The organism is Simplicispira hankyongi, from assembly GCF_003570885.1.
GTDB classification, from domain to species: domain Bacteria; phylum Pseudomonadota; class Gammaproteobacteria; order Burkholderiales; family Burkholderiaceae_C; genus Simplicispira; species Simplicispira hankyongi.
The window spans coordinates 781,798-804,498 of record NZ_QXJC01000003.1 but is presented as its reverse complement, the minus strand read 5'-3'; the positions used below and the strand labels follow the sequence as shown (position 1 = coordinate 804,498).

At 65.4% G+C, this 22,701-nt stretch carries 21 protein-coding genes; 19 read left to right on the top strand and 2 right to left on the bottom strand.

The features are described from left to right. Nucleotides 1-1,431 carry a cbb3-type cytochrome c oxidase subunit I gene (locus D3F03_RS10400; protein ID WP_119109279.1) on the bottom strand — a complete coding sequence of 477 codons (1,431 nt, stop codon included), beginning with the start codon at nucleotides 1,429-1,431 and terminating at the stop codon, nucleotides 1-3. Nucleotides 1,432-1,478: 47 nt separating this feature from the next. After that, the gene (locus D3F03_RS10395; RefSeq protein WP_119109278.1) at nucleotides 1,479-1,904 is read right to left on the bottom strand and encodes a c-type cytochrome; all 426 of its coding nucleotides are present in this window, start codon (nucleotides 1,902-1,904) and stop codon (nucleotides 1,479-1,481) included. Between the two features lie 195 nt (nucleotides 1,905-2,099). Here D3F03_RS10395 and D3F03_RS10390 point away from each other — a divergent pair, with 195 nt between their 5' ends. The 19 genes from D3F03_RS10390 to kdpB all read left to right on the top strand — a co-directional run bounded on the left by D3F03_RS10390 (nucleotide 2,100) and on the right by kdpB (nucleotide 22,682). After that, a complete protein-coding gene (locus D3F03_RS10390) occupies nucleotides 2,100-2,732 on the top strand; it encodes a cytochrome c oxidase subunit 3 family protein (protein ID WP_119109277.1) in 633 nt (210 codons plus the stop codon). Between the two features lie 10 nt (nucleotides 2,733-2,742). Further along, entirely contained in the window at nucleotides 2,743-3,009 is a 267-nt protein-coding gene (locus D3F03_RS10385) for a cytochrome C oxidase subunit IV family protein (protein ID WP_119109276.1), read from the top strand. 73 nt (nucleotides 3,010-3,082) lie between these two features. Then, nucleotides 3,083-3,976, top strand: a complete 894-nt coding sequence (argB, locus tag D3F03_RS10380; RefSeq protein ID WP_119109275.1) for an acetylglutamate kinase — start codon at nucleotides 3,083-3,085, stop codon at nucleotides 3,974-3,976. A gap of 17 nt (nucleotides 3,977-3,993) precedes the next feature. After that, nucleotides 3,994-4,701 (top strand): response regulator transcription factor, encoded by a 708-nt coding sequence (locus tag D3F03_RS10375; RefSeq protein ID WP_119109274.1) that lies wholly within the window; start codon nucleotides 3,994-3,996, stop codon nucleotides 4,699-4,701. A gap of 24 nt (nucleotides 4,702-4,725) precedes the next feature. Beyond that, entirely contained in the window at nucleotides 4,726-6,192 is a 1,467-nt protein-coding gene (locus D3F03_RS10370; protein ID WP_119109502.1) for a sensor histidine kinase, read from the top strand. Then, nucleotides 6,189-6,818: a nucleoid occlusion factor SlmA gene (slmA, locus tag D3F03_RS10365; protein ID WP_119109273.1), complete on the top strand. Its 630-nt coding sequence runs from the start codon at nucleotides 6,189-6,191 to the stop codon at nucleotides 6,816-6,818. The genes D3F03_RS10370 and slmA overlap by 4 nt, the downstream gene beginning before the upstream one ends. Nucleotides 6,819-6,916: 98 nt before the next feature. Continuing rightward, nucleotides 6,917-7,609, top strand: a complete 693-nt coding sequence (locus tag D3F03_RS10360; RefSeq protein WP_119109501.1) for a TetR/AcrR family transcriptional regulator — start codon at nucleotides 6,917-6,919, stop codon at nucleotides 7,607-7,609. A 15-nt stretch (nucleotides 7,610-7,624) separates the two neighbouring features. Then, nucleotides 7,625-9,421 carry an acyl-CoA dehydrogenase C-terminal domain-containing protein gene (locus D3F03_RS10355; RefSeq protein ID WP_119109272.1) on the top strand — a complete coding sequence of 599 codons (1,797 nt, stop codon included), beginning with the start codon at nucleotides 7,625-7,627 and terminating at the stop codon, nucleotides 9,419-9,421. A gap of 44 nt (nucleotides 9,422-9,465) precedes the next feature. Further along, nucleotides 9,466-9,903: a DUF2147 domain-containing protein gene (locus tag D3F03_RS10350; protein ID WP_119109271.1), complete on the top strand. Its 438-nt coding sequence runs from the start codon at nucleotides 9,466-9,468 to the stop codon at nucleotides 9,901-9,903. Nucleotides 9,904-9,983: 80 nt separating this feature from the next. Then, nucleotides 9,984-12,383: a 3-hydroxyacyl-CoA dehydrogenase/enoyl-CoA hydratase family protein gene (locus D3F03_RS10345; RefSeq protein WP_119109270.1), complete on the top strand. Its 2,400-nt coding sequence runs from the start codon at nucleotides 9,984-9,986 to the stop codon at nucleotides 12,381-12,383. Nucleotides 12,384-12,409: 26 nt separating this feature from the next. After that, a complete protein-coding gene (locus tag D3F03_RS10340) occupies nucleotides 12,410-13,120 on the top strand; it encodes a crotonase/enoyl-CoA hydratase family protein (RefSeq protein WP_119109269.1) in 711 nt (236 codons plus the stop codon). Between the two features lie 64 nt (nucleotides 13,121-13,184). Then, nucleotides 13,185-14,378, top strand: a complete 1,194-nt coding sequence (locus D3F03_RS10335; RefSeq protein WP_119109268.1) for an acetyl-CoA C-acyltransferase — start codon at nucleotides 13,185-13,187, stop codon at nucleotides 14,376-14,378. Nucleotides 14,379-14,683: 305 nt separating this feature from the next. Then, the gene (locus tag D3F03_RS10330; RefSeq protein WP_119109267.1) at nucleotides 14,684-15,559 is read left to right on the top strand and encodes an alpha/beta hydrolase family protein; all 876 of its coding nucleotides are present in this window, start codon (nucleotides 14,684-14,686) and stop codon (nucleotides 15,557-15,559) included. Nucleotides 15,560-15,587: 28 nt separating this feature from the next. Continuing rightward, nucleotides 15,588-16,418, top strand: a complete 831-nt coding sequence (locus D3F03_RS10325) for an acyl-CoA thioesterase (RefSeq protein WP_119109266.1) — start codon at nucleotides 15,588-15,590, stop codon at nucleotides 16,416-16,418. A 29-nt stretch (nucleotides 16,419-16,447) separates the two neighbouring features. Continuing rightward, nucleotides 16,448-17,206 (top strand): enoyl-CoA hydratase, encoded by a 759-nt coding sequence (locus D3F03_RS10320; protein WP_119109265.1) that lies wholly within the window; start codon nucleotides 16,448-16,450, stop codon nucleotides 17,204-17,206. A gap of 85 nt (nucleotides 17,207-17,291) precedes the next feature. Continuing rightward, the gene (locus D3F03_RS10315; protein ID WP_119109264.1) at nucleotides 17,292-18,431 is read left to right on the top strand and encodes an MBL fold metallo-hydrolase; all 1,140 of its coding nucleotides are present in this window, start codon (nucleotides 17,292-17,294) and stop codon (nucleotides 18,429-18,431) included. A 383-nt stretch (nucleotides 18,432-18,814) separates the two neighbouring features. Continuing rightward, entirely contained in the window at nucleotides 18,815-18,907 is a 93-nt protein-coding gene (gene kdpF, locus D3F03_RS10310; protein ID WP_119109263.1) for a K(+)-transporting ATPase subunit F, read from the top strand. Then, nucleotides 18,904-20,616: a potassium-transporting ATPase subunit KdpA gene (gene kdpA / locus D3F03_RS10305; protein ID WP_119109262.1), complete on the top strand. Its 1,713-nt coding sequence runs from the start codon at nucleotides 18,904-18,906 to the stop codon at nucleotides 20,614-20,616. Before kdpF ends, kdpA begins: the two co-directional genes overlap by 4 nt. Beyond that, entirely contained in the window at nucleotides 20,613-22,682 is a 2,070-nt protein-coding gene (kdpB, locus tag D3F03_RS10300; RefSeq protein WP_119109261.1) for a potassium-transporting ATPase subunit KdpB, read from the top strand. The genes kdpA and kdpB overlap by 4 nt, the downstream gene beginning before the upstream one ends. The last annotated feature ends 19 nt before the right edge of the window (nucleotides 22,683-22,701 follow it).

Here is a 22,701-nt window from a genome sequence, read left to right as displayed (position 1 = left end):
TCAGGCCCGTTGCAGGCGGCTGCCGGGAATGGCGGCCACTTCCTGCTCGTCGGCAGCGGGGCCGATGAAGAAGCTCGACAGGTAGGTGATGAGCCCTGTCAGGAACATCACGCCACCGGCGATGCGCACCCAGTAGAAGAAAGAGAGCTGGTCTTGTGTGGCCATGAAGCCCATGGCGCCGCTCGTGGGCATGCGTTGCAGCCACACTTGCAGGATGCCGGCGCCGCTGAGCGCCAGCACCATCACGGCCATGCCGATGCTCATGATCCAGAAGCTCCACATCTCGGCGCGCTGGGCGCGCATGGGGTTGGCCTCGCGGCCGCGGATCAGGGGCATGGCGTAGCTGATGATGGCCAGCACCACCAGCACATAGGCGCCGTAGAAGGCGAGGTGGCCGTGCGCGGCGGTGACTTGCGAGCCGTGCGTGTAGTAGTTCACGCTGCTGAGCGTGTGGATGAAGCCCCAGACGCCCGCGCCCAGGAAGCCGATCACGGAAGTACCCACGGCCCAGAGCACGGCGGCTTGGTTGGGGTGCTCGCGGCGGCGGCGCTGCACCATGTTGAAGGCGAACAGCGTCATCATGAAGAACGGAATCGGTTCGAGTGCGGAGAACACGCCGCCGACCCAGTGCCAGTAGCCAGGCAAACCGATGAAGTAGAAGTGGTGGCCGGTGCCCAGGATGCCCGAGATCAGCGCGAAGGCAACGATCATGTACATCCATTTGTCGATCACTTCACGGTCCACGCCGGTGGTCTTGATCAGCACGAAGGCCAGCAGGGATGCCATGATCAGCTCCCAGGTGCCTTCCACCCACAGGTGCACCACGAACCACCAGTACATCTTGTCGCGCACCAGGTTGTCGGGGTTCACGAAGCTGAACAGGAACATGATCGCCAGGCCCCACAGGCCCATCATCAGCACCAGCGAAATCGCGGTCTTGCGGCCTTTGAGTACCGTCATGGTGAGGTTGAACAGAAAGCCCAGGCAGACCACCACGATGCCCAGCTTGGTCGGCAGCGGCTGCTCCAGGAACTCGCGGCCCATGGTGGCAAGAAAGTCGTTGCCGGTCCATTTGGCGAGCGAGGCGTAGGGCACCAGCAGGTAGCCCAGGATGGTGGCCACGGCGGCGGCGAGGAACACCCAGAACAGGATCTTGGCGAAGAGCGGGCTCCAGAGTTCGGTCTCGCTCTCCTCGGGCACCATGAAGTAGGCGGCGCCCATGAAGCCGAACAGCAGCCAGATGATCAGCAGGTTGGTGTGCACCATCCGCGCGATGTTGAACGGAATGGCGGGGAAGAACAGGTCGCCGATGACGTACTGCAGGCCGAGCGTCAGGCCGAAGAGGATCTGGCCGGTGAACAGGCACAGCGCAGCAACGAAGTACAGCTTGGCGACAGCTTGCGACTGGTATTTAAGCGTTGGAATTTTCATGGTGAGTTCGTGAAGGTTTGGTGGGTGGCAGCGGGGAGTGCCGGTGCTCAGCCTTCAATGTTCGGTGGCCACTTCTCGTCGTCGATGCCGTTGGTCCAGCGCAGAAACTCGACCAGGTCGTCGAGCTGCTGCTCGCTGAAGTTGAACTGGGGCATCTGGCGGCGGCCGGGGGCGTGCGTTGGCATGGCTTTGATCCAGCCCTTGATGAAGTCGGGCCCGCGGCGTTCGTACACATTGCCCAGCTCGGGCGCGAAGTAAGCACCCTCACCCATCAGCGTGTGGCAGCCAATGCAGTTGCGCGATTCCCACAAGTGCTTGCCGCGCACCACTGCCGGGGTGATCTCCTGCGCCTTGGAGCGCGCTGGAATCTTGGTTTCGGAATTGAAGATCAGCGCCGCAAACACCAGCACGAAGAACATCGTGCCGCCGTAGAAAATATTGCGCGCCGTCTGGCTGGTGAAGCCTTGGCTCATGGTGGTCCTTCTCTGGTTGCGAAATTACAGGGTCAAACCTTATCGGGTTAACCCTTGATTTTGTTGATCATAATCAATAAGATTCATTTCAAGTGAATCTTTTGTCTTCGGCGTGTTGTTTTTGCTTCCGTCGCTTGCAGAATGGCCCTCCAAGGCGCTCTCCCTGTTAGAGGGTGCCTATCCCCTCTACGACCCATGCCGTCTCCCACCCCCGTTTTTGCACCGCTCCCTGGCCTCGCCAGCCCATCGCAACCGACTGCCCGCGTGAGAGCAGCGCCGCGCTTGCGCGGCGACCTGGGGGTGTGGCTGGTGATCCTGATGGAGCTGCTGACCTTTGCCATCCTGTTCGTCAGCTACGCTTTTGCGCGCACGCAGGAGCTGGCGCTGTTCAACGCTTCGCAGGCCACGCTCAACCTGCACACCGGCGCGCTCAACACCGTGCTGCTGATCTCCGGCAGCGCCTGCGTGGCGTCCGCCGTGCAAGCCATGGGGCGTGATGCGCGCGTGGCCTGCGCCCGCTGGCTGCTCGGCGCGCTGGCGTGCGGCAGTGGTTTCGTGGGTGTCAAGCTGTGGGAGTACGCCGGCAAGCTGGCCGAGGGGGTCGATCTATCGACCAACACCTTCTACATGTTCTACCTGCTGCTCACGGGCTTTCACTTCCTGCATGTGCTGGTCGGCTTGCTGGCGCTCGCCTGGCTGTGGTGGCGCGTGCGGCGCGGGGACTATGGCCGTGGCGACCTGCACGCACTGGAGACCGGGGCGGCGTTCTGGCACATGGTCGATCTGCTGTGGATCGTGCTGTTCCCGCTGGTCTATGTGATGCGATGAAAGGCCTACCATGTTCCGCTTGACGATTGGCAAGACCTGGGTCCTGCTGGTGCTGCTGACCGGGCTCACCTTCGGGCTCGGCGAGGGCGGTTTTTTTGGCCATGGCGCCATGCTGCCGGTGCTGCTGGTGCTGGTGTTTTCCGGCATCAAGGGCGCGCTGGTCATTCTGGAATACCTGGAGATGCGCAAGGCTCCGGGGCTGTGGCGCTGGCTGCTGCTGGGCTGGCTCACCCTGGTGCTGGCGCTGGTCGTGCTGGCGTACTGGATCGCGTCCTGAGCCTGGGCCATGGCCGTGCCGCACATGCGGCACAATTTGCGCTTCCCCTCTACCCGCCCCGGGGCGCTTTTCCATGACAGACACGCTGCAAAACCTTGGCCCACGCGACAAGGCCGAGATCCTGGCCCAGGCGCTGCCCTATATCCGAAAGTTTCACGGCAAGACCATCGTCATCAAGTACGGCGGCAATGCCATGACCGACCCAGAGTTGCAGGCTGATTTCGCCGAAGACGTGGTGCTGCTCAAGCTCGTCGGCATGAACCCGGTGGTGGTGCACGGCGGCGGCCCGCAGATCGAGGCGGCGCTCTCGCGCCTGGGCAAGAAGGGCCATTTCATTCAAGGCATGCGCGTGACCGACGCCGAGACCATGGAGGTCGTCGAGTGGGTGCTGGCGGGCGAGGTGCAACAGGACATCGTCGGCCTCATCAACCAGGCCGGCGGCAAGGCCGTGGGCCTGACGGGACGCGACGGCGGCCTGATCCGGGCGCGCAAGCTGCGCATGACGGACCACACCGATCCGGCGCTGGAGCACGATGTGGGGCAGGTGGGCGAGATCGTCAGCATCGACCCAAGCGTGGTCAAGGCGCTGCAGGACGACGCCTTCATCCCCGTCATCAGCCCACTCGGCTTTGGCGAACACAACGAGAGCTACAACATCAATGCCGACCTGGTGGCCAGCAAGCTGGCCACCGTGCTCCAGGCCGAAAAGCTGATCATGCTGACGAACATTCCCGGCGTGCTCAACAAGGCCGGCGACTTGCTGACCGACCTCACGTCGCGCGAGATCGACGCCTTGATTGCCGACGGCACCATCTCGGGCGGCATGTTGCCCAAGATTGCCGGCGCGCTGGACGCTGCCAAGGCCGGCGTGAAGGCGGTGCACATCGTGGACGGCCGTGTGCCGCACGCCATGCTGTTGGAGATTTTGTCGGACCAGGCGTTCGGCACCATGATCAGCAACAGCTGAGGCTGAAAGGGCTCTGCATGCGCTTGCTGCTTGTTGAAGATGACGTCATGGTCGCCAGCGGCATCAAGCTGGGGCTCGCCGACGCCGGCTACGCCGTGGACTGGGTGGGCAGCGGCGAGCGCGCCCAGGAGGTGCTGGCGCGGGAATCCTTTGATATCGGCGTGATCGACATCGGCCTGCCGGGCATTGATGGCCTGGAACTCACGCGTTTGCTGCGCCGGCCCGAAATGGCCAACCCCGCCATGCCGGTACTGATCCTCACCGCACGCGATGCGTTGCAGGACCGGGTGCAGGGGCTGGACCTGGGCGCCGACGACTACATGGTCAAGCCCTTTGAGCTGCCCGAGCTGCTGGCGCGCCTGCGGGCGCTGCTGCGCCGTTCGCAGGCCGCGACTACGGCCGTGCTCTCCTTTGGCCCGCTGGAACTCGACAGCGCGAACCGCCGCGCCAGCATCGTCGGCACCGAAGGCGCTGCCGCTACGGCCATTGAGCTTGGGCCGCGCGAATGGACAGTGCTGGAATACCTGCTGATCCATGCCCCCAAACCCGTCAGCAAGGACAAGCTGCTGCAGGCGCTCACCGGCTGGGACAAGGAAATCACGCCCAACGCCGTCGAGGTCTATGTCTCGCGCCTGCGCAGCAAGCTCGAACCGCATGGCATCGCGCTGCGCTCGATTCGGGGCTTTGGCTACCGGCTCGAACTCGTCGAAGCCACCGCCCGCTAAATGGCACGCCCGAGCCTGCGGGCGCTGACGTCCGACCTGCGCAACCGCCTGCTGCTCTTGCTGGTGCTGCCCCTCTTTGCCCTGGTGCTGGCCTCGGCCTGGGTCGATTTTCGCTCCGCCGATGATGCCGCGGTGCAGCACGACCAGCGCCTGCTGCGCCTGCTGCCGGGGCTGGCCGATTCGGTGGTGGCAGCCACCACGCCGGGAACCGAGCCGCTGCTGATGCTGGCGCCGGCGGTCGAGGAGTTCCTGCGCCGCAGCGGCGAGTACACGGCGTTCAGCGTGCGCCGGGTGAATGGTGAACTGCTGCTCGGCGACGACTGGGTGCAAGGGCCGTTGCCGGCAACGACAGCCGCGGAGTTTCACAGCGTCGAGTACGGCGGCGTGACCTACCGGGTGGCGGTGCAGCGGGGGGAGACCAACGCCGGAGAGCTGGTGGTGGCACTGGCCGACGGGTCCGATCCGCGCCAACAGTGGCTACAGCAGTTGATGATGCGTCTCTTGCTGCCCAACCTGCTGCTGATCGCAGCGGCTGGGCTGGCGATTTACTGGTCGGTGGGCCATGCTTTCAAACCGCTGGTGGACCTGGCCACGGCGGTAGAGCACCGCTCGCCGCGCGACCTCAACCCGATCGACGAGGCCACGTCGCCTGCGGAGGTGCGCCCGCTGGTGCACGCACTCAACCATTTGTTCGACATGGTCCGTGCGCAGGTGGACGGCCAGCGCCGCTTCGTCGCCGATGCGGCCCACCAACTGCGCACGCCGCTGGCCGGGCTGCAGGCGCAGGTGGAGGCCTGGGCCTTGCTTGCGCGCTCCGGTGGGAGAGCCAGGAATTTTGATAAGAATTCGGCTCTACCGCTTATTCATCAAGACTCTCTAGCTATCACATTAGGAGTTGAAGAGATTGAGAAACTGCGCGCTGCCACGCGGCGCACCTCGCAGCTCGCGCACCAGTTGCTCACGCTCTCGCGCGCCGATGCGCGCAATGTCGATGCCTCCGCCATGGAGCGCGCGGATCTCCGGCAGCTGTGCGAGACCGCCCTGGAACTGCACCTCGATGCAGCCGAGGCCAAGGGGATTGACCTGGGGCTGGAGGCCGAATCCGTCCATGCCACCGGACACGGCTGGCTATTGCGCGAACTGCTGTCCAATCTGGTGGACAACGCCATCAAATACACGCCGGCAGGTGGCAGCGTGACGATTCGCTGCGGCCGCTGCATGCGCCGGGGCACCCTGGAGCCCTACCTGGAAGTCGAAGACGATGGCCCCGGCGTGCCGCACACGGAATACAACAAGGTACTGCAACGCTTCTACCGTGTCCCCGGCACCGCTGGGGAAGGCACGGGCCTGGGGCTTCCGATTGCCGATGAAATCGCCCGTGCCCATGGCGCTGCGCTGGAGCTTGGCAGCGGCGCCGGCCAGCGCGGTTTGCGGGTGCGGCTGGTGTTCACCACGGACACGCTTTCGGGCGCACGACCGCCAGGAGAATGAGCCCCATGCCGATCGATACCCCCGAGTCCGCCGCCGCTGCACCCAAGCGCCGCCCCCAACCCGGTGAGCGGCGCGCGCAGATTCTTCAAGCGCTTGCCGCTATGCTGGAGGCGCCGGGTGCCGAACGCATCACCACGGCAGCCTTGGCGGCGCGCCTGTCGGTCAGCGAGGCGGCGCTGTACCGGCATTTCGCCAGCAAGGCGCAGATGTTCGATGCGCTGCTCGATTTCATCGAAGAGGCGCTGTTTACCCGCAGTGCCCAGATCGCTGCCGCAGAGGGCGAGCCGCCCGCGTCCAAGGCTATGCGCATCGTCACCTTGCTGCTGCAATTTTGCGAGCGCAACCCAGGCCTGGCGAAGGTTCTGGCGGGCGATGCGCTGCTGCTGGAGCACGAGCGCCTGCAAGCGCGTGCCGGCCAATGCTTTGAGCGCCTGGAGTCGCAACTGCGCCAATGCCTGCGCGAAGCGGCGCAGCAGGGCGGCTCGGCCGCGCCTACGGCCGATGCCCAGGTCGCGGCCAGCACCCTTATCGCCTTTTGCCAGGGCCGCTTGCAGCGTTTTGCACGCTCGCAGTTTCGGCGCTTGCCGACAGAGCAGCTCGATGCCTGCCTGGCCCACATGCTCTGACCTACTTTTTTTGGGTGCGCGCCTCTATTTTTTAAAGGGGAGGTGACCACAGTCAGAATTTGCTGCAGAATAGAACGATCGTTCGTTTTTCTATGGCCATGCCTTCTGCTTCGTCCACCACTCCCATTGCCCGCACGCCACGCCCGCGCGCCACAGGCTCGCGCGTTTTGCAAAAAGGGCAGCAGACCAAGGCCGCCATCGTCGAGGCGGCCTTGGGCCTGGCGACCCACATCGGGCTGGAAGGCCTGTCGATTGGCGCGCTCGCCGAGCTCATGGGCATGAGCAAGTCGGGCGTGTTCGCCCACTTCGGCTCGCGCGAAGAACTGCAGATTTCCGTGGTACGCGAATACCACCACTGCTTTGAGCAGGAAGTTTTCTACCCTGCGCTGTCGGCGCCGCGCGGTGTCGCACGGTTGCGTGCGCTGTTTGCCAATTGGATGCAGCGCACCTCGGTGGAAATCGATTCTGGCTGCATCTACATCAGCGGCGCCATTGAGTTCGACGACCGCCCGGGCCCCGTGCGCGATGCGCTGGTCGAGTCGGTCATGACCTGGCACAGCGCCATGCGCCGCGCCATCGTCCAGGCCAAGGAATGCGGCGAACTGCTTGCCGACGTGAACGAAGACCAGATGCTTTTCGAAATCCACGGCCTGATCCTGGCGCTGCACTACGAAGCACGTTTTCTGAAGAACCCCGGCTCGCTTGGCCGGGCGCTCACCGGTTTTGACAACATTCTTGCCCGCTTCTCGGCCCCCGCGCCGACGCCGGGCGCCTCTGCCACCCACAAGTAAACCCAAGGAGCCAACATGCCTACCTACACGCCGCCCCTGCGCGACATGCAATTCGTCATGCACGAGGTGTTCAACGTTGTCGACGAATTCAAGAACCTGCCGCCGCACGCGGAAGTGGATGCCGACACCATCAACGCGGTGATCGAGGAAGGGGGCAAGTTCGCCACCGACGTGATCTTCCCCCTCAACATCAGCGGCGACACCGAGGGCTGCACGCTCGACAAGGCCACGCACGAAGTCAAGACCCCCACGGGCTTCAAGGACGCCTACACCAAGTACGTCGAAGGGGGCTGGCCGGCACTCTCCTGCGACACCGAATACGGCGGCCAGGGCCTGCCGTTCGTGCTCAACCAGTGCATGTACGAGATGATGAACTCGGCCAACCAGGCCTGGACCATGTACCCCGGCCTCTCGCATGGCGCTTATGAGTGCCTGCACGCGCACGGCACCGACGAGCAGAAGAAAATCTACCTGCCCAAGCTCACCAGCGGCGAGTGGACCGGCACCATGTGCCTGACCGAGCCGCACTGCGGCACCGACCTGGGCCTGCTGCGCACCAAGGCCGAGCCGCAGGCCGACGGTTCCTACAAGATCACCGGCAACAAGATTTTCATCAGCGCCGGTGAGCACGGCATGACGGAAAACATCGTCCACCTGGTGCTTGCGCGTCTGCCCGATGCGCCGGTGGGCAGCAAGGGCATCAGCCTGTTTGCTGTCCCGAAGTTCAAGGTGAATGCCGATGGCAGCTTGGGCGAGCGCAACCCGATTTTCTGCGGCGCGCTGGAGCACAAGATGGGCATTCACGGCAATGCCACGGCGCAGATCAACATCGACGGCGCCATTGGCAGCCTGGTGGGCCAGCCCAACAAGGGCCTGGCAGCCATGTTCGTCATGATGAACGCCGCCCGCCTGGGCGTGGGCAACCAGTCCCTCGGCCTGACCGAAGTGGCCTACCAAAATGCGCTCGCCTACGCCAAGGACCGCATCCAGATGCGCAGTCTTTCGGGCACCAAAGCCAAGGACAAACCCGCCGACCCCATCATCGTGCACCCCGACGTGCGCAAGATGCTGCTCACGGCCAAGGCCTACGCCGAAGGCGGCCGTGCGCTCTCGATCTTCTGCGCCATGCTGCTCGACAAGGAGCTGCACCACGCCGACGAGAAGGTGCGCAAGGACTCGGGCGAAATGCTCGCGCTGCTGACGCCCATCGTGAAGGCCTTCATCACCGACAACGGTTTTGACGCCACGGTGATGTGCCAGCAGGTCTTCGGCGGCCACGGCTACATCAAGGAATGGGGCATGGAGCAGTTCGTGCGCGACGCGCGCATCAACATGATCTACGAAGGCACCAACACCATCCAGTCGCTGGACCTGCTGGGCCGCAAGATTCTCGGCAACAACGGCGCCACGCTGAAGAAGTTCGGCAAATTGGTCGGTGCGCTGGTGCAGGAAGAGGGCGTGAACGAGAAGATGGCCGAGTTCATCAACCCGGTGGCCTACCTCGCCGACCAGATGACCAAGTTCACCACCGAGCTGGGCTTCCGTGGCATGCAGAACCCCGACGAAGTCGGCGCCGCCGCCGTGGACTACCTGCGCGTCGCCGGCCACCTGGTGTTTGGCTACTTCTTCGCCCGCATGGCCCAGGTGGCGCTGCGCCAGATCGCCGCCGGCAACACCGACCCCTTCTACGGTGCCAAGCTGCAGACCGCGCGCTTTTACTTCGCCAAGCTGTTCCCCGAGACCGCTACCCTGATGCGCACCGCGCGCGCGGGTGCCAAGCCGCTGATGGAGACCGATCTGGCGCTGGCCTGAGTGCGCGGTGCGGATTTTCAACCCCTTTTGACCCAGGAGCGCCCATGAACAAAGCGTTGACAGCTATCGGTTTGGTAGTGCTTGCCGCCCCGGCTCTGGCCCAGATGACCCCTGAGGGCCTGTGGCGCAACATCGACGACAAGACCGGCGAGGCCAAGGCGGAAATCCGCATCAAGGACACCGGCAACGGCACGCTGAACGGTGTGCTGGAAAAGCGCCTGCTCAAGGATGCCAAGCCAGGCGACCTGTGCACCGAGTGCAGCGACGACCGCAAGGACAAGCCGCTGCTGGGGCTGGAGATCATCCGCAACGCCAAAAAGGCCGAGGGCAAGGAGGTCTGGGAGGACGGCAAGATTCTCGACCCCGAGAACGGCCGCAACTACACCCTGCGCATGACGCCCATCGAAGGCGGCAAGAAGCTTCAGGTGCGCGGCTCCATCGGTCCCTTTGGCCGCACGCAAACCTGGATTCGCATCCAGTAACCCCCCTGTCTGCCCGGCGCCAGTCGCGGGGTGTCTGACAACGGAGGCCCGGCTTGAACGGGCTCCACGGAGAACAATCAATGTCTAGATTTCAAGTGAAGAAAGTCGCAGTGCTCGGCGCAGGTGTGATGGGCGCGCAGATTGCCGCGCACCTGGTCAACGTCAAGGTGCCGGTGGTGCTGTTCGATCTGCCGGCAAAAGAAGGCCCGAAGAACGGTATCGTGATGAGGGCCGTTGAAGGCCTGAAGAAACTCAAACCCTCGCCGCTGGGCGTGGCGGACGACGCCGCGCTGATCGGCCAGGCCAACTACGAAGAGCACCTGGAGCAACTGCGTGACTGCGACCTCATCATCGAGGCGATCGCCGAGCGCATGGACTGGAAGCTCGATCTGTACAAAAAGATCGCACCCTTCGTCAATCCCAACGCCATCGTCGCATCCAACACCTCGGGCCTGTCGATCACCAAGCTCTCCGAGGCGCTGCCCTCCGCTATCCAGCCGCGCTTTTGCGGCATCCACTTCTTCAACCCGCCGCGCTACATGACGCTGGTGGAGCTGATCAACACCCCCACCACCGCCCCCGAAGTGCTCGACCAGCTCGAAGCCTTTGTGACCAGCGGCCTGGGCAAGGGCGTGGTGCGCGCGCACGACACGCCCAACTTCGTGGCCAACCGCGTCGGCATTGCCGGCATGTTGGCGACCATGAAGGAAGTCGAGAACTTTGGCCTGACCTTCGATGTGGTGGACGACCTCACCGGCAAGAAGCTCGGCCGTGCCAGCAGTGGCACCTTCCGCACCGCCGACGTGGTGGGGCTGGACACGATGACGCACGTCATCAAGACGCTGCAGGACAACCTGAGCCTTGAAACCGATCCGTTTTATGAAAGCTTCGGCACCCCTGCCGTCCTGCAAAAGTTGCTCGACCTGGGCAACCTGGGCCAGAAGACCAAGGCCGGCTTCTACAAAAAGGTCGGCCGCGATGTGCTGCGCTTCGACCTGGCAGGCGAAGAGTACGTGCCCGGCGGCCAGAAGGCCGACGAGGTGTACGGGCGCATGCTCAAGAAGCCCGCCGCCGAACGCCTGAAACTCCTGCGCCATGCCGAAGGCGCGCAGGGCCAGTTCCTGTGGGCCATTCTGCGCAACAGCTTCCACTACGCCGCCGTGCACTTGGCCACGATTGCCGACAACGCGCGCGACATCGACCAGGCCATGCGCTGGGGCTTCGGCATGAAACAGGGCCCCTTCGAGCTGTGGCAAGAGGCGGGCTGGCTCGAAGTGGCGAAGATGATCCAGGAAGACATCGACGCCGGCAAGGCACTCTCCAAGGCGCCGCTGCCCGAGTGGGTCTTCAAGGGCCCCGTGGCCGAGGCCGGTGGCGTGCACACCGCGCAAGGCTCATGGAGCGCATCTGCTAATAAATTTGTAGCGCGCCGCGCTTTGCCTGTCTACGAAAAGCAGTATTTTCCTGAAAAACTTCTGGGCGAGGCCCTGCCCGATTACAAGACGGCCGGCAAGACGCTGCACGAAGACGACGCCATCCGCCTGTGGACGCTGGACGACGAAGTCGTCATTGCCAGCATCAAGACCAAGATGCACGCCATCAGCCCCGATGTGGCCGAGGGCCTGGCGTTGGCGGTGGACATCGCCGAGAAAGACTACCAGGCCGTGGTGGTCTGGTCGGGCGACGAGCCCTTCAGCGCCGGCGCCGACCTGCAGGCCATGCTGCCCGCGTTCATGGTTGCGGGTGTCAGTGCCATCGAAGGTGCTGAGCAGGAGCTGCAGAACACCATGCTGCGCATCCGCTACGCCAACGTGCCCGTGGTCTCGGCCATCCGGGGCCTGGCGCTAGGCGGCGGCTGCGAGCTGGCCGTGCATTCGGCCCGCCGCGTGGCGCACATGGAGAGCTACATTGGTCTGGTGGAAGTGGGCGTGGGCCTGGTGCCTGGTGCCGGCGGCCTGACCTACATCGCCCGCCGTGCCGCGGAAAACATGGCGCAGTCCACCTCCAAGGACGTGCTGCCCTTCCTGACCGAAGGTTTCTCCGCCGCCGCCATGGCCAAGGTGGGCACCAGCGCGCTCGAATCGCGCAAGCTGGGCTACCTGCTCGACAGTGACCTCATCGTGCCGCACAAGGACGAACTGCTGTTTGTCGCGCTGAACGAAGCCAAGGCCATGGCCCGGGGCGGCTGGCGTGCGCCGCACAAACGCCTGTTTCCCGTGGCCGGCCGCAGCGGCATCGCCACCATCAAGGCGCAGTTGGTCAATATGCGCGATGGCGGCTTCATCAGCGCGCACGACTTCCACATTGCCAGCCTGATCGCGGGTGTGGTCTGCGGCGGCGACGTAGATGCCGGTGCGCTGGTCAGCGAGGAATACCTCATGGCCATGGAGCGCAAGGCCTTCTGCTCGCTGATCGAGCACCCGAAAACGCAGGAACGGATTCTGGGCATGCTGAGCACGGGCAAGCCCGTAAGGAATTGAGCGCCGCCGCGCCCCTGGAGAGACACATGACTGATTTGGTTTCCTACGCTTTTGCCGACGGTGTGGCCACGCTGACCATGGACGACGGCAAGGCCAACGTCATGGGGCCGGCCATGCAGGCCGCGCTCCATGCTGCGCTGGATCGGGCCGAGGCCGACAAGGCCATCGTGGTGCTCACCGGCCGACCGGGTGTTTTTTCTGGCGGGTTTGACCTGTCGGTGTTCAAGGCCGGCGACCCCCAGGCAACGTTCCAGATGCTCACCGGTGGCGCACAACTGGCCCAGCGGCTGCTGTCGTATCCGCACCCGGTGGTTGCCGCTTGCTCGGGCCATGCGATGGCCATGGGACTGTTCCTGCTCCAGTGCGCCGATGTGCGCATCGGCTTGAACGCAGGGGCGACGTTCCAGGCCAATGAGGTGCTGATCGGCATGACGCTGCCGTACTTCGCGCTCGAAGCTCTGCGCGAGCGCGTGGCGACACCGCATCTGCACCTGGTGGGCACCGCTCTGGCCTATGGCGGAGCGGCTGCCGTGCAGGCCGGTTTGCTCGACGAAGCCGTCGCACCCGAGGCACTGGCTGCGGCCGTGCAGGCGCAGGTGGACCGCCTGAAGAAAGCCCACCCGGCTTCGTTCACCGCGACCAAGCAGCGACTGCGCGCTGGCGTGCTGGGCGCGTTGCCGGCCGCCATCGAAAAAGATAAGGCCGACTGGATGCGCCTTGGTGCCGCCAAAGCCTGATTCCTATCCACATTGACAGGCGCTGCCGCCCCGAAGTCGCAGCCCTTACCCTGAGGTTCTCCCCATGAAACAAGTTCAAGACGCCTACATCGTTGCCGCCACGCGCATGCCCATTGGCCGCTCGGGCCGTGGCTACTTCAAGAACACCCGTCCCGACGACCTGCTGGTGGCCGCCATTCGCAGCGCCATGCTGCAGGTGCCGACGCTGGACCCCAAGGCCATCGAGGATTCCATCATTGGCTGCTCGTTCCCCGAGGGCGAGCAGGGCATGAACATGGCCCGTATCGCCATGGGCCTGGTCTTTGACCACCCCGTGGGCGGCATCACGGTCAACCGCTTTTGCGCCTCGGGCGTGAGCGCCATCCAGATGGCCGCCGACCGCATCCGCGTGGGCCAGGCCGACGTGCTGATCGCAGGTGGCGCCGAATCGATGAGCATGGTGCCCATGGGCGGCAACAAGCCCTCGTTCAACCCCGAAGTGTTTGCCCGCGACGAGAACGTCGGCATCGCCTATGGCATGGGCCTGACGGCCGAAAAGGTGGCCCAGCAATGGAAGGTGTCGCGCGAAGACCAGGACGCTTTTGCGCTGGAATCGCACCTGCGCGCGGTCAAGGCCCAGCAGGCCGGCGAATTCACCGACGAAATCACGCCTTTTGAGATCACCGAGCGCACGCCGGACCTGGCCACTGGCGAAGTGATCACCAAGAAGCGCACCGTGAGCCTGGACGAAGGCCCGCGCCCCGACACCACGCTCGAAGCCTTGGGCAAACTGCGGCCCGTGTTTGCCGCCCGGGGCAGCGTCACGGCCGGCAACAGCTCGCAGACGAGCGACGGTGCGGGCGCCTTGATTCTGGCCAGCGAGAAGGCGGTCAAGCAGTTTGGCTTGAGCCCGCTGGCGCGCTTTGTCAGCTTTGCCGCACGCGGCGTGCCGCCCGAGCTCATGGGCATCGGCCCGATCGAGGCGATTCCCGCCGCGCTGCGCTACGCCGGCCTCAAGCACGAAGACATTGGCTGGTACGAGCTGAACGAAGCCTTTGCCGCGCAGTCGTTGGCCGTGGTGCGCACCCTGGGCCTGGACCCGGCCACGGTCAACCCGATGGGCGGCGCGATTGCGCTGGGGCATCCGCTGGGGGCGACCGGGGCGATCCGTGCGGCGACGGTGGTGCATGCGCTCAAGCGGCACAAGCTGAAGTACGGGATGGTGACCATGTGTGTGGGCACCGGCCAAGGCGCCGCCGGCATCTTCGAATCGGTTTAGCTGGCTACCGAGCGACTGCCATGCGTCGTTGGGCGGTGCTCGCCATCCTCACGTACAGGAAGTACGTTCCGGTTGCTGCGCTCCGTCCGCCTAGCCTGACAGCCGCTCGCTACGCCCTTGAGGGTGGGAGGGTTGGCTACCGAGCGGGCCATCTGCGTCGTTGGGCGGTGCGCGGAATCCTCACGTACCTTCAGTACGTTCCGGTTCCTGTGCTCCGTCCGCCTAGCAGCGCATCCCGCTCGCTACACCCTTGAGGGCGGGGTGGGAAGACAAGGGGTCATTCGACTGGCATTCGGGGAGATGGCGTGAAAACTGAAACCCTGCGAGTGGATGCAAACACCACGCTGGCCCTGCGGGTCTACGAGCCAGACGGGGAAGTGCACGCCAGCATCGTGATTGGCGCGGCGATGGGGGTTCGGCAGGACTTTTATGCGGCGTTTGCTGCGTGGCTGGCGAGGCAGGGATTTCGCATCACCACCTTTGACTACCGGGGGCATGGCTATTCGCTGCAAGGGCCCATGCGCGCCGTGCGCGCGACGATATCCGATTGGGTGCACGACTACGAAGCGGTGGTTGCAGCGGCGAAGGCCGCTCGGCCTGGGGTGCCGATGTACCTCATCGGCCACAGCCTGGGCGCGCAGTTGCCGGGGCTGATGGCGGACACCTCGGCCATCGACGGCATGCTGGGCGTGGCGGCGGGCAGTGGGTACTGGCGCGACACGGCGCCGCGCGTGCGGCGCATGGCGCCGCTTTTGTGGGGGCTGATCGTACCGGTGGCAACACGCTTGTGCGGCTACTTTCCGGGTAAACGCCTGGGCATGATCGGCGACCTGCCCGCCGGCGTCATACGCCAGTGGCGCCGCTGGTGCCTGCATCCGCGCTACGGCATGGGCGCCGAGGGCGCGGCGGCCGAGCGGCGCTACGCGGCCGTGGGCTTTCCGATTCTTTCCTTGGCACTGGCGGACGACGAGCTGATGACGCTGCGCGGCATCGAGCATCTGGCGGGCTTTTACAGCCAGGCACCCACACGCGTGGAAATTCTTGACCCGCACGCGGTAGGGGCAGGGCGCATCGGGCATTTTGGTTTCTTTCGCCCGCAGTTCTCCGCCACGCTGTGGCCACGTGCCGTGGCCGCGCTGGCAACATTTCGCAGCGAGCCAGTCACCAGTACGACGCACTGAGGGTACTTTTGTGGGCACACTTGGGGGCATGACGACCGATTCTTCCCATCCCTTTGACAAGGCCCTGCAATTGCACGCGAAGGCGCCCGGGCAATACACAGGCGTGGCGCCCGCGCCGTACTGGAACATGGTCGGGCCGTTTGGCGGGGTCACCGCAGCCACATTGCTTCGCGCGGTACTTCAACACCCCGAACTGCTGGGCGACCCGCTCTCGCTGACGGTGAATTACGGGGGCGGGCTCGTCGCGGGCGAGTTTCAAATCCAGGCGGTGCCGGTGCGCACCAACCGCTCGACCCAGCACTGGACCTTGTCCATCCTTCAGCCCGGCCCAGACGGCGCGCCCGTGGTCACCACCACCGGCACGGCCGTCACCGCCGTGCGGCGCGACACCTGGAGCGCAGCGGACACGCCTGCGCCCGAGGTGCCTCGGCCTGGGGATTTGGCGGCCATCCCGCCAGCGTTTGGTGTGGAGTGGCTCAGCCGCTACGAAATGCGCCCCGTCACGGGAACGATTCCCCCGGTGTGGGACGGCAGCGGCGACCACAGTCTGTCGCAGCTGTGGATGCGCGATGCGCCGCTGCGCGCGATCGACTTTTGCAGTCTGGCCGCCATGGCCGACATCTTCTTTCCGCGCGTATGGCTGCGCCGCGCCCGCCAGGTGCCGGCGGGCACGGTGTCGATCACGGTGTACTTTCATGCCAGCCAGGCGGATCTTGCCGCCACCGGCGACGGCTATCTGCTCGGCCAGGCGCGCGGGCAGGAGTTTCGCAACGGCTTTTTCGACCATTCCGCGCAGTTGTGGAACGAGGCCGGAACGCTGCTTGCCACCAGCCACCAGATCGTTTACTACAAGGAGTGACGCGGCGCCCCGCCGCGTCAACAGAGACCATGACGCAGACCACGACACAAGACATCCTCCAGCACACCGAAGCCGGTGTCTGCACCCTCACCTTCAACCGGGTAGCCAAGAAGAACTCGATCACCACCGCCATGTACGCGGCGCTGGCCGACGCCTTGCAGGCCGCCGCGCAGGACGGCGGCGTGCGCGCCGTGGTCCTCCAGGGCGATGTGACGGTCTTCAGCGCCGGCAACGACATCAGCGACTTTCTGCAGCAGCCGGCTGCCACGCAGGATTCCCCCGTCTACCGCTTCCTGCACGCCATCGCGCGTTTCCCCAAGCCGCTGATTGCCGCCGTCTGCGGCCCGGCCGTGGGCATTGGCACCACCATGCTGCTGCACTGCGACCTGGTCTATGCCGGCGACAACGCCATGTTCTCGTTGCCGTTCGTGAACCTGGGCCTGTGCCCCGAGGCGGGCTCCAGCCTGCTGCTGCCGCGCCTCATGGGCCACCAGCGCGCAGCCGAAGCGCTGTTGCTGGGCGAGCCTTTCATGGCCGAGGCGGCGCTGGAGGTGGGACTGGTCAACCGCGTGGTGCCCCCCACCGAATGCAACGCCATCGCCCAGGCGCAGGCGAAGAAGCTGGCCGCCAAGCCGCTGGCGTCCCTGGTGGAAACCAAGCGGCTGATGAAGCTGGGCCAGGAAAGCCAGGTCATCGAGCGCATGGCCGAAGAGGGCGCCAGCTTTGGCCGCATGCTGCGCGAGCCTGCGGCGCGCGAAGCCTTTGCTGCCTTCATGGGCAAGCGCTAAAGCCATTTCTGAGACCGCTGCTGCCCGCCAGCAGCGCCAGCGCCAAGGGCGTACAGTGGTTTTTTGAATTTTCGAAAACCACACCATGATGTCATTGGGCAAACGTGCCGCCGGCCTGCGCCTGGAGCGCATGCAGGCCTCCCCGCTGTGGACCGAGGGCGGCTTTCGCAACCAGTACCCGATACCGCCAGGCCTGCGCGACACCACGGCCGCGCGCCCCACCCTGCGCGAGTTCATGTTCTCGGAAGGCCGGCGCGTGCCGCAGGGGCTGCTGCCCACTGTGGACCCGCGCGAGCGCTGGGCCCGCAAGCCTGGGTCCGGCCTGCGCGCGACTTGGCTCGGGCATTCCAGCGTGCTCATCGAAATTGACGGCCTGCGCGTGCTCACCGATCCGGTCTGGGGCCCGCGTGCCTCGCCGTCCCGCCTCATTGGCCCCAAGCGTTTTCAGAAAGCGCCGGTGCGCCTGTCGCAACTGCCGCCCATCGACGTTGTCGTGATTTCGCATGACCACTACGACCACCTCGATTACCCCACCATCCGCCAGATGGCCAAGACGAACATCCCCTTCGTCACCTCGCTCGGCGTCGGCGCGCACCTGCAGGCCTGGGGGATTGCACCCGAGCGCATTACCGAGCTCGACTGGTGGCAGTCGCACACGGTGCCCGGCACCGAGCTCACCATCCACGCCGCGCCTTCGCAGCACTTTTCGGGCCGCAGCCTGAAGGACCGCAACGCCACGCTGTGGTCCTCGCTGGTCATCGAGTCGCCCCGCCACCGCGTGTTCTTCAGCGGCGACACGGGCCTGACCACCGAATACGCCCGCATCCGCGAGCGCTTCGGCCCCTTCGACCTCGTCATGCTCGAAGTCGGCGCCTTCCACCCCACCTGGGGCGACATCCACCTCGGCCCGGAAAACGCCCTCAAGGCGCTCGACCTCCTGGGTGGCGGCGCCTTCCTGCCGGTGCACTGGGGCACGTTCAACCTGGCGATGCACGACTGGGACGAGCCCGCGGAAACCCTGCTTACGCTTGGGCCGCAGCAGGGTGCGCACTTGTTGATGCCGCGTCTGGGCGACCCAGTGGAGCCGGCGCATGGCCCGCTGGATGCACCGTGGTGGCGGGCGGTGGGGGCTGTCCAGCCAGTGGAATCTGTACCGCTGGAGCGCAAGGAGCCTGGGCTGCAGGAGGTGGGCGATGCCCATCCGCTGGCGTGGCCTTTGGATTAACAAAAGTTTTGGTGTTTTTGGCACTTAGCGCATATGGATATTGCGTAAGCAGCTCCTCAATAGATAGCAAATAACCCCCACTTCCGGTCTATTGCGCATTCGCCGGAGTTCGTCCAGCGGGCGAACGGAATGCGGCCTGGGCCCCAGCATGGCCCAGCGATACCGGTTCAGGCCCCGCGCTTCTTGATGCTTCCTTGATGCCCAGCGGGTACTTCTTGCCACTGCCTTGACACGTTCGTTCCTAGCATCGGTGCATTGCCAATAGCGCATCGAGGAGAGCGGTTCATGGACGTCATCTACCTGGCCCTGGCGGGCCTTTTCTGGCTGCTGGCCGTGGGCCTGGTCAAGGGCTGCGAGCGGCTGCAGCGCGCGGAGGCACGGCGATGAGTGCCTGGCTGTGGCTGGCGGGTGCGCTGGCGGGTGGGCTCTTCGTGTACCTGGTGGCCGTGCTGCTGCGGCCGGAGGACTTTTCATGACCCCCGGCGCCCTGTTGCAACTGGCGGTGTTCCTGGCACTGCTGCTGGCGCTCGCCTGGCCGCTCGCGCGTGCCATCGACGCCGTCATGGCCGGGCGTTTCGCACTCGGCCGCAAGCTCGAATCGCCCCTGTGGCGCCTGGTGGGCGTCGATGCTGCGCAGGAAACCGGCTGGGTGCGCTATGCCCTGGGCCTGCTGCTGTTCAACGGTTTGGGGGTGCTGTTCCTGTATGCCCTGCAGCGCTTGCAGCAGCCGTTGCCGCTGAACCCGCAGGGCTTTGCTGCAGTGTCTGCCGATTCGGCCTTCAACACCGCAGTGAGCTTCGTCACCAACACCAATTGGCAGGGCTATGGCGGCGAGACCACCATGAGCTACCTGACGCAAATGCTGGGCCTGGCGGTGCAGAACTTCCTCTCGGCCGCCACCGGCATCGTGGTGGTGGTGGCACTGGTGCGCGGCTTTGCGCGCCACAGCGCGGCGACCATCGGCAACGTCTGGGTCGACCTCTCCCGCGCCACGCTGTGGGTGCTGCTGCCACTGTCGTTTCTGCTGGCGCTGGCGTTTGCCGGGCTGGGCGTGGTCCAGACCCTGTCCGCGTATGTGGGCACCACCGGTGTCGAGGGTGCCAGCACGCACCTGGCGCTGGGTCCCGTGGCCTCGCAACTGGCCATCAAGATGCTGGGCACCAATGGCGGCGGCTTTTTCAACGCCAATTCCGCGCATCCGTTCGAGAACCCCAGCGCGATCACCAATGGGCTGCAGATGCTGGCGATCTTCGCCATCCCCGCCGCGCTGTGCCTGGTGTTCGGGCGCATGGTGGGCGACCGGCGCCAGGGCTTTGCGGTGCTGGCCGCGATGGTGGTGCTGTTCGTGGTGTTCGCGGTGGCGGCCAATGCCGCCGAGCAGCAGGGGAACCCGGCGCTGGCCGCGCTGGGGGTGGACCAGACCGCCAGCGCCACGCAGCCCGGCGGCAACATGGAGGGTAAGGAGGCGCGCTTTGGCATCAACGCCTCGACGCTGTTTGCCGTCGTCACCACGGCGGCCAGTTGCGGCGCCGTGAACGCCATGCACGACAGCTTCACCCCGTTGGGCGGGGCCGTGCCGCTGGTGATGATCCAGCTCGGCGATGTGGTGTTTGGCGGCGTTGGCGCGGGCCTCTACGGCATGCTGGTGTTCGCCATGCTGGCGGTGTTCATCGCCGGGCTGATGATTGGCCGCACGCCCGAATACCTGGGCAAGAAGATCGAAGCGGGCGAGATGAAGATGGTGTCGCTCGCCATCCTGGTCACGCCCTTGCTGGTGCTGCTCGGCACGGCCCTGGCGGTCAGTACCGAGGCGGGGCGGGCGGGCATTTTGAACCCCGGGCCGCACGGTTTCAGTGAAATCCTCTATGCGCTGAGCTCGGCGGCCAACAACAACGGCAGTGCGTTTGCCGGCCTGTCGGTCAACACACCCTTCTACAACCTGCTGCTGGCGGCGGCGATGTGGTTCGGGCGCTTTGGCGTGATCGTGCCGGTGCTGGCGATGGCCGGATCGCTCGCCGGCAAGAAACGCGCAGCCGCTACCGTGGGAACGCTGCCCACGCACGGGCCGCTGTTCGTCGCGCTGCTGGTCGGTACGGTGCTGCTGGTGGGTCTTTTGAACTATGTGCCCGCCCTGGCCCTTGGCCCGGTGGTCGAGCACCTCATGCTGCTGGAGCCCCTGAAATGACGCGCAACACCACCCCGACCCTGTTCGACCCGGCGCTCTTGCGCCCGGCGCTGCTGGAGGCGTTTTACAAGCTGGACCCGCGCGTGCAATGGCGCAACCCGGTGATGTTCGTGGTGTACGTGGGCAGCGCGTTCACCACCGCGCTGGCGCTCGCCACGCCGACGTGGTTTTCCGCGCTGGTGGCGCTGTGGCTGTGGTTCACGGTCCTTTTTGCCAACATGGCTGAGGCCTTGGCCGAAGGGCGCAGCAAAGCGCAGGCGGCATCGCTTCGCGGGCTCAAAAAGGAGACCTGGGCCAAGCAGTTGCCCAAGGGCGCCGATCTGCCCGCCACGCGCGAAGCGATGACCTGGCTGCCCCTCGAAGCCAGCCAGCTCAAGCGTGGCAACGTGGTGCTGGTGGAGGCGGGTGACACCGTGCCGGCCGATGGCGAAGTGATTCTGGGTGTGGCCTCGGTGGACGAGAGCGCCATTACCGGCGAATCGGCCCCGGTGATCCGCGAGTCGGGCGGCGACTTCAGCTCCGTCACTGGGGGCACGCGGGTGTTGTCCGACTGGATCGTGGTGCGCGTCTCGGTCAACCCTGGCGAGACCTTTATCGACCGCATGATCGCCATGGTCGAGAACGCCAAGCGCCAGAAGACGCCCAACGAGATTGCGTTGACCATTCTGCTGGTGGCGCTGACCCTCGTGTTCCTGGGCGTGGTGGTCACCTTGCTGCCGTTCTCGCAGTTTGGCGTGGCCGTCAGCGGCGCGGGCAAACCCGTGAGTCTGGTCGTGCTGGTGGCGCTGCTGGTGTGCCTGATTCCCACCACCATCGCGGGCCTGCTCTCGGCCATCGGCGTCGCGGGCATGAGCCGCATGATGCAGGCCAACGTAATTGCCACCTCTGGCCGCGCGGTGGAAGCCGCTGGCGACGTGGATGTGTTGCTGCTCGACAAGACCGGCACCATCACCCTGGGCAACCGCCAGGCCAGCGCGTTTGCCCCGGCGCCGGGCGTAGCTGAAGCCGCGCTGGGCGACGCCGCGCAGTTGGCTTCTGTGGCCGATGAAACACCCGAAGGCCGCAGCATCGTGGTGCTGGCGCGGCAGAAATTCAAGCTCCCAGAATTGAACGCTGCATCGCTGGATGCCCAGTTTGTGCCCTTCACCGCGCAAACGCGCATGAGCGGTGTCGACTTGCCCGGCGGCCGCAGCCTGCGCAAGGGCGCGGCCGATGCGATCCGCCGGCATGTGGAGGCACTGGGCGGCGACTTCCCAGCCCCGCTGCAGGCTGTGGTGGACAGCATTGCCCGCCGCGGCAGCACGCCGTTGGTGGTGAGCGAGGGTGCCCGCGTGCTGGGCGCCATCGAGCTCAAGGACATCGTCAAGCCCGGCATCAAGGAGCGCTTTGCCGAGCTGCGCCGCATGGGGATCACCACCGTGATGGTCACTGGCGACAACCGCCTCACGGCGGCGGCCATCGCGGCCGAAGCGGGGGTGGACGACTTTCTTGCCGAAGCCACGCCCGAAGCCAAGCTCGAACGCATCCGCGAGTACCAGGCAGCCGGCCAACTGGTGGCCATGACGGGCGATGGAACCAACGATGCCCCGGCGCTGGCCCAGGCCGATGTGGCCGTGGCCATGAACACCGGCACTCAGGCGGCCAAAGAGGCCGGCAACATGGTGGACCTCGACAGCAACCCCACCAAGCTGATCGAGATCGTGGAGACCGGAAAACAGATGCTGATGACGCGGGGCTCGCTCACCACCTTCAGCATCGCCAACGACCTGGCCAAGTACTTCGCCATCGTGCCGGCGGCGTTCGTGGGCACCTACCCGCAGCTCTCTGCCCTGAACGTGATGCAGCTGGCGACGCCGAACTCGGCGATTCTGTCGGCCGTGGTGTTCAACGCGCTGATCATCGTGTTCCTGATTCCGCTGGCCCTCAAAGGGGTGCGCTACCGCGCCGTGGGCGCCGCGTCGCTGCTGCGCCGCAACCTCGCCGTGTACGGCCTGGGCGGTGTGGTGGTGCCTTTTGTCGGCATCAAGCTGATCGACCTGGCGCTGGTGGCGCTGGGCGTGGTTTGAGCGCTTTGTCCAGGAGAGA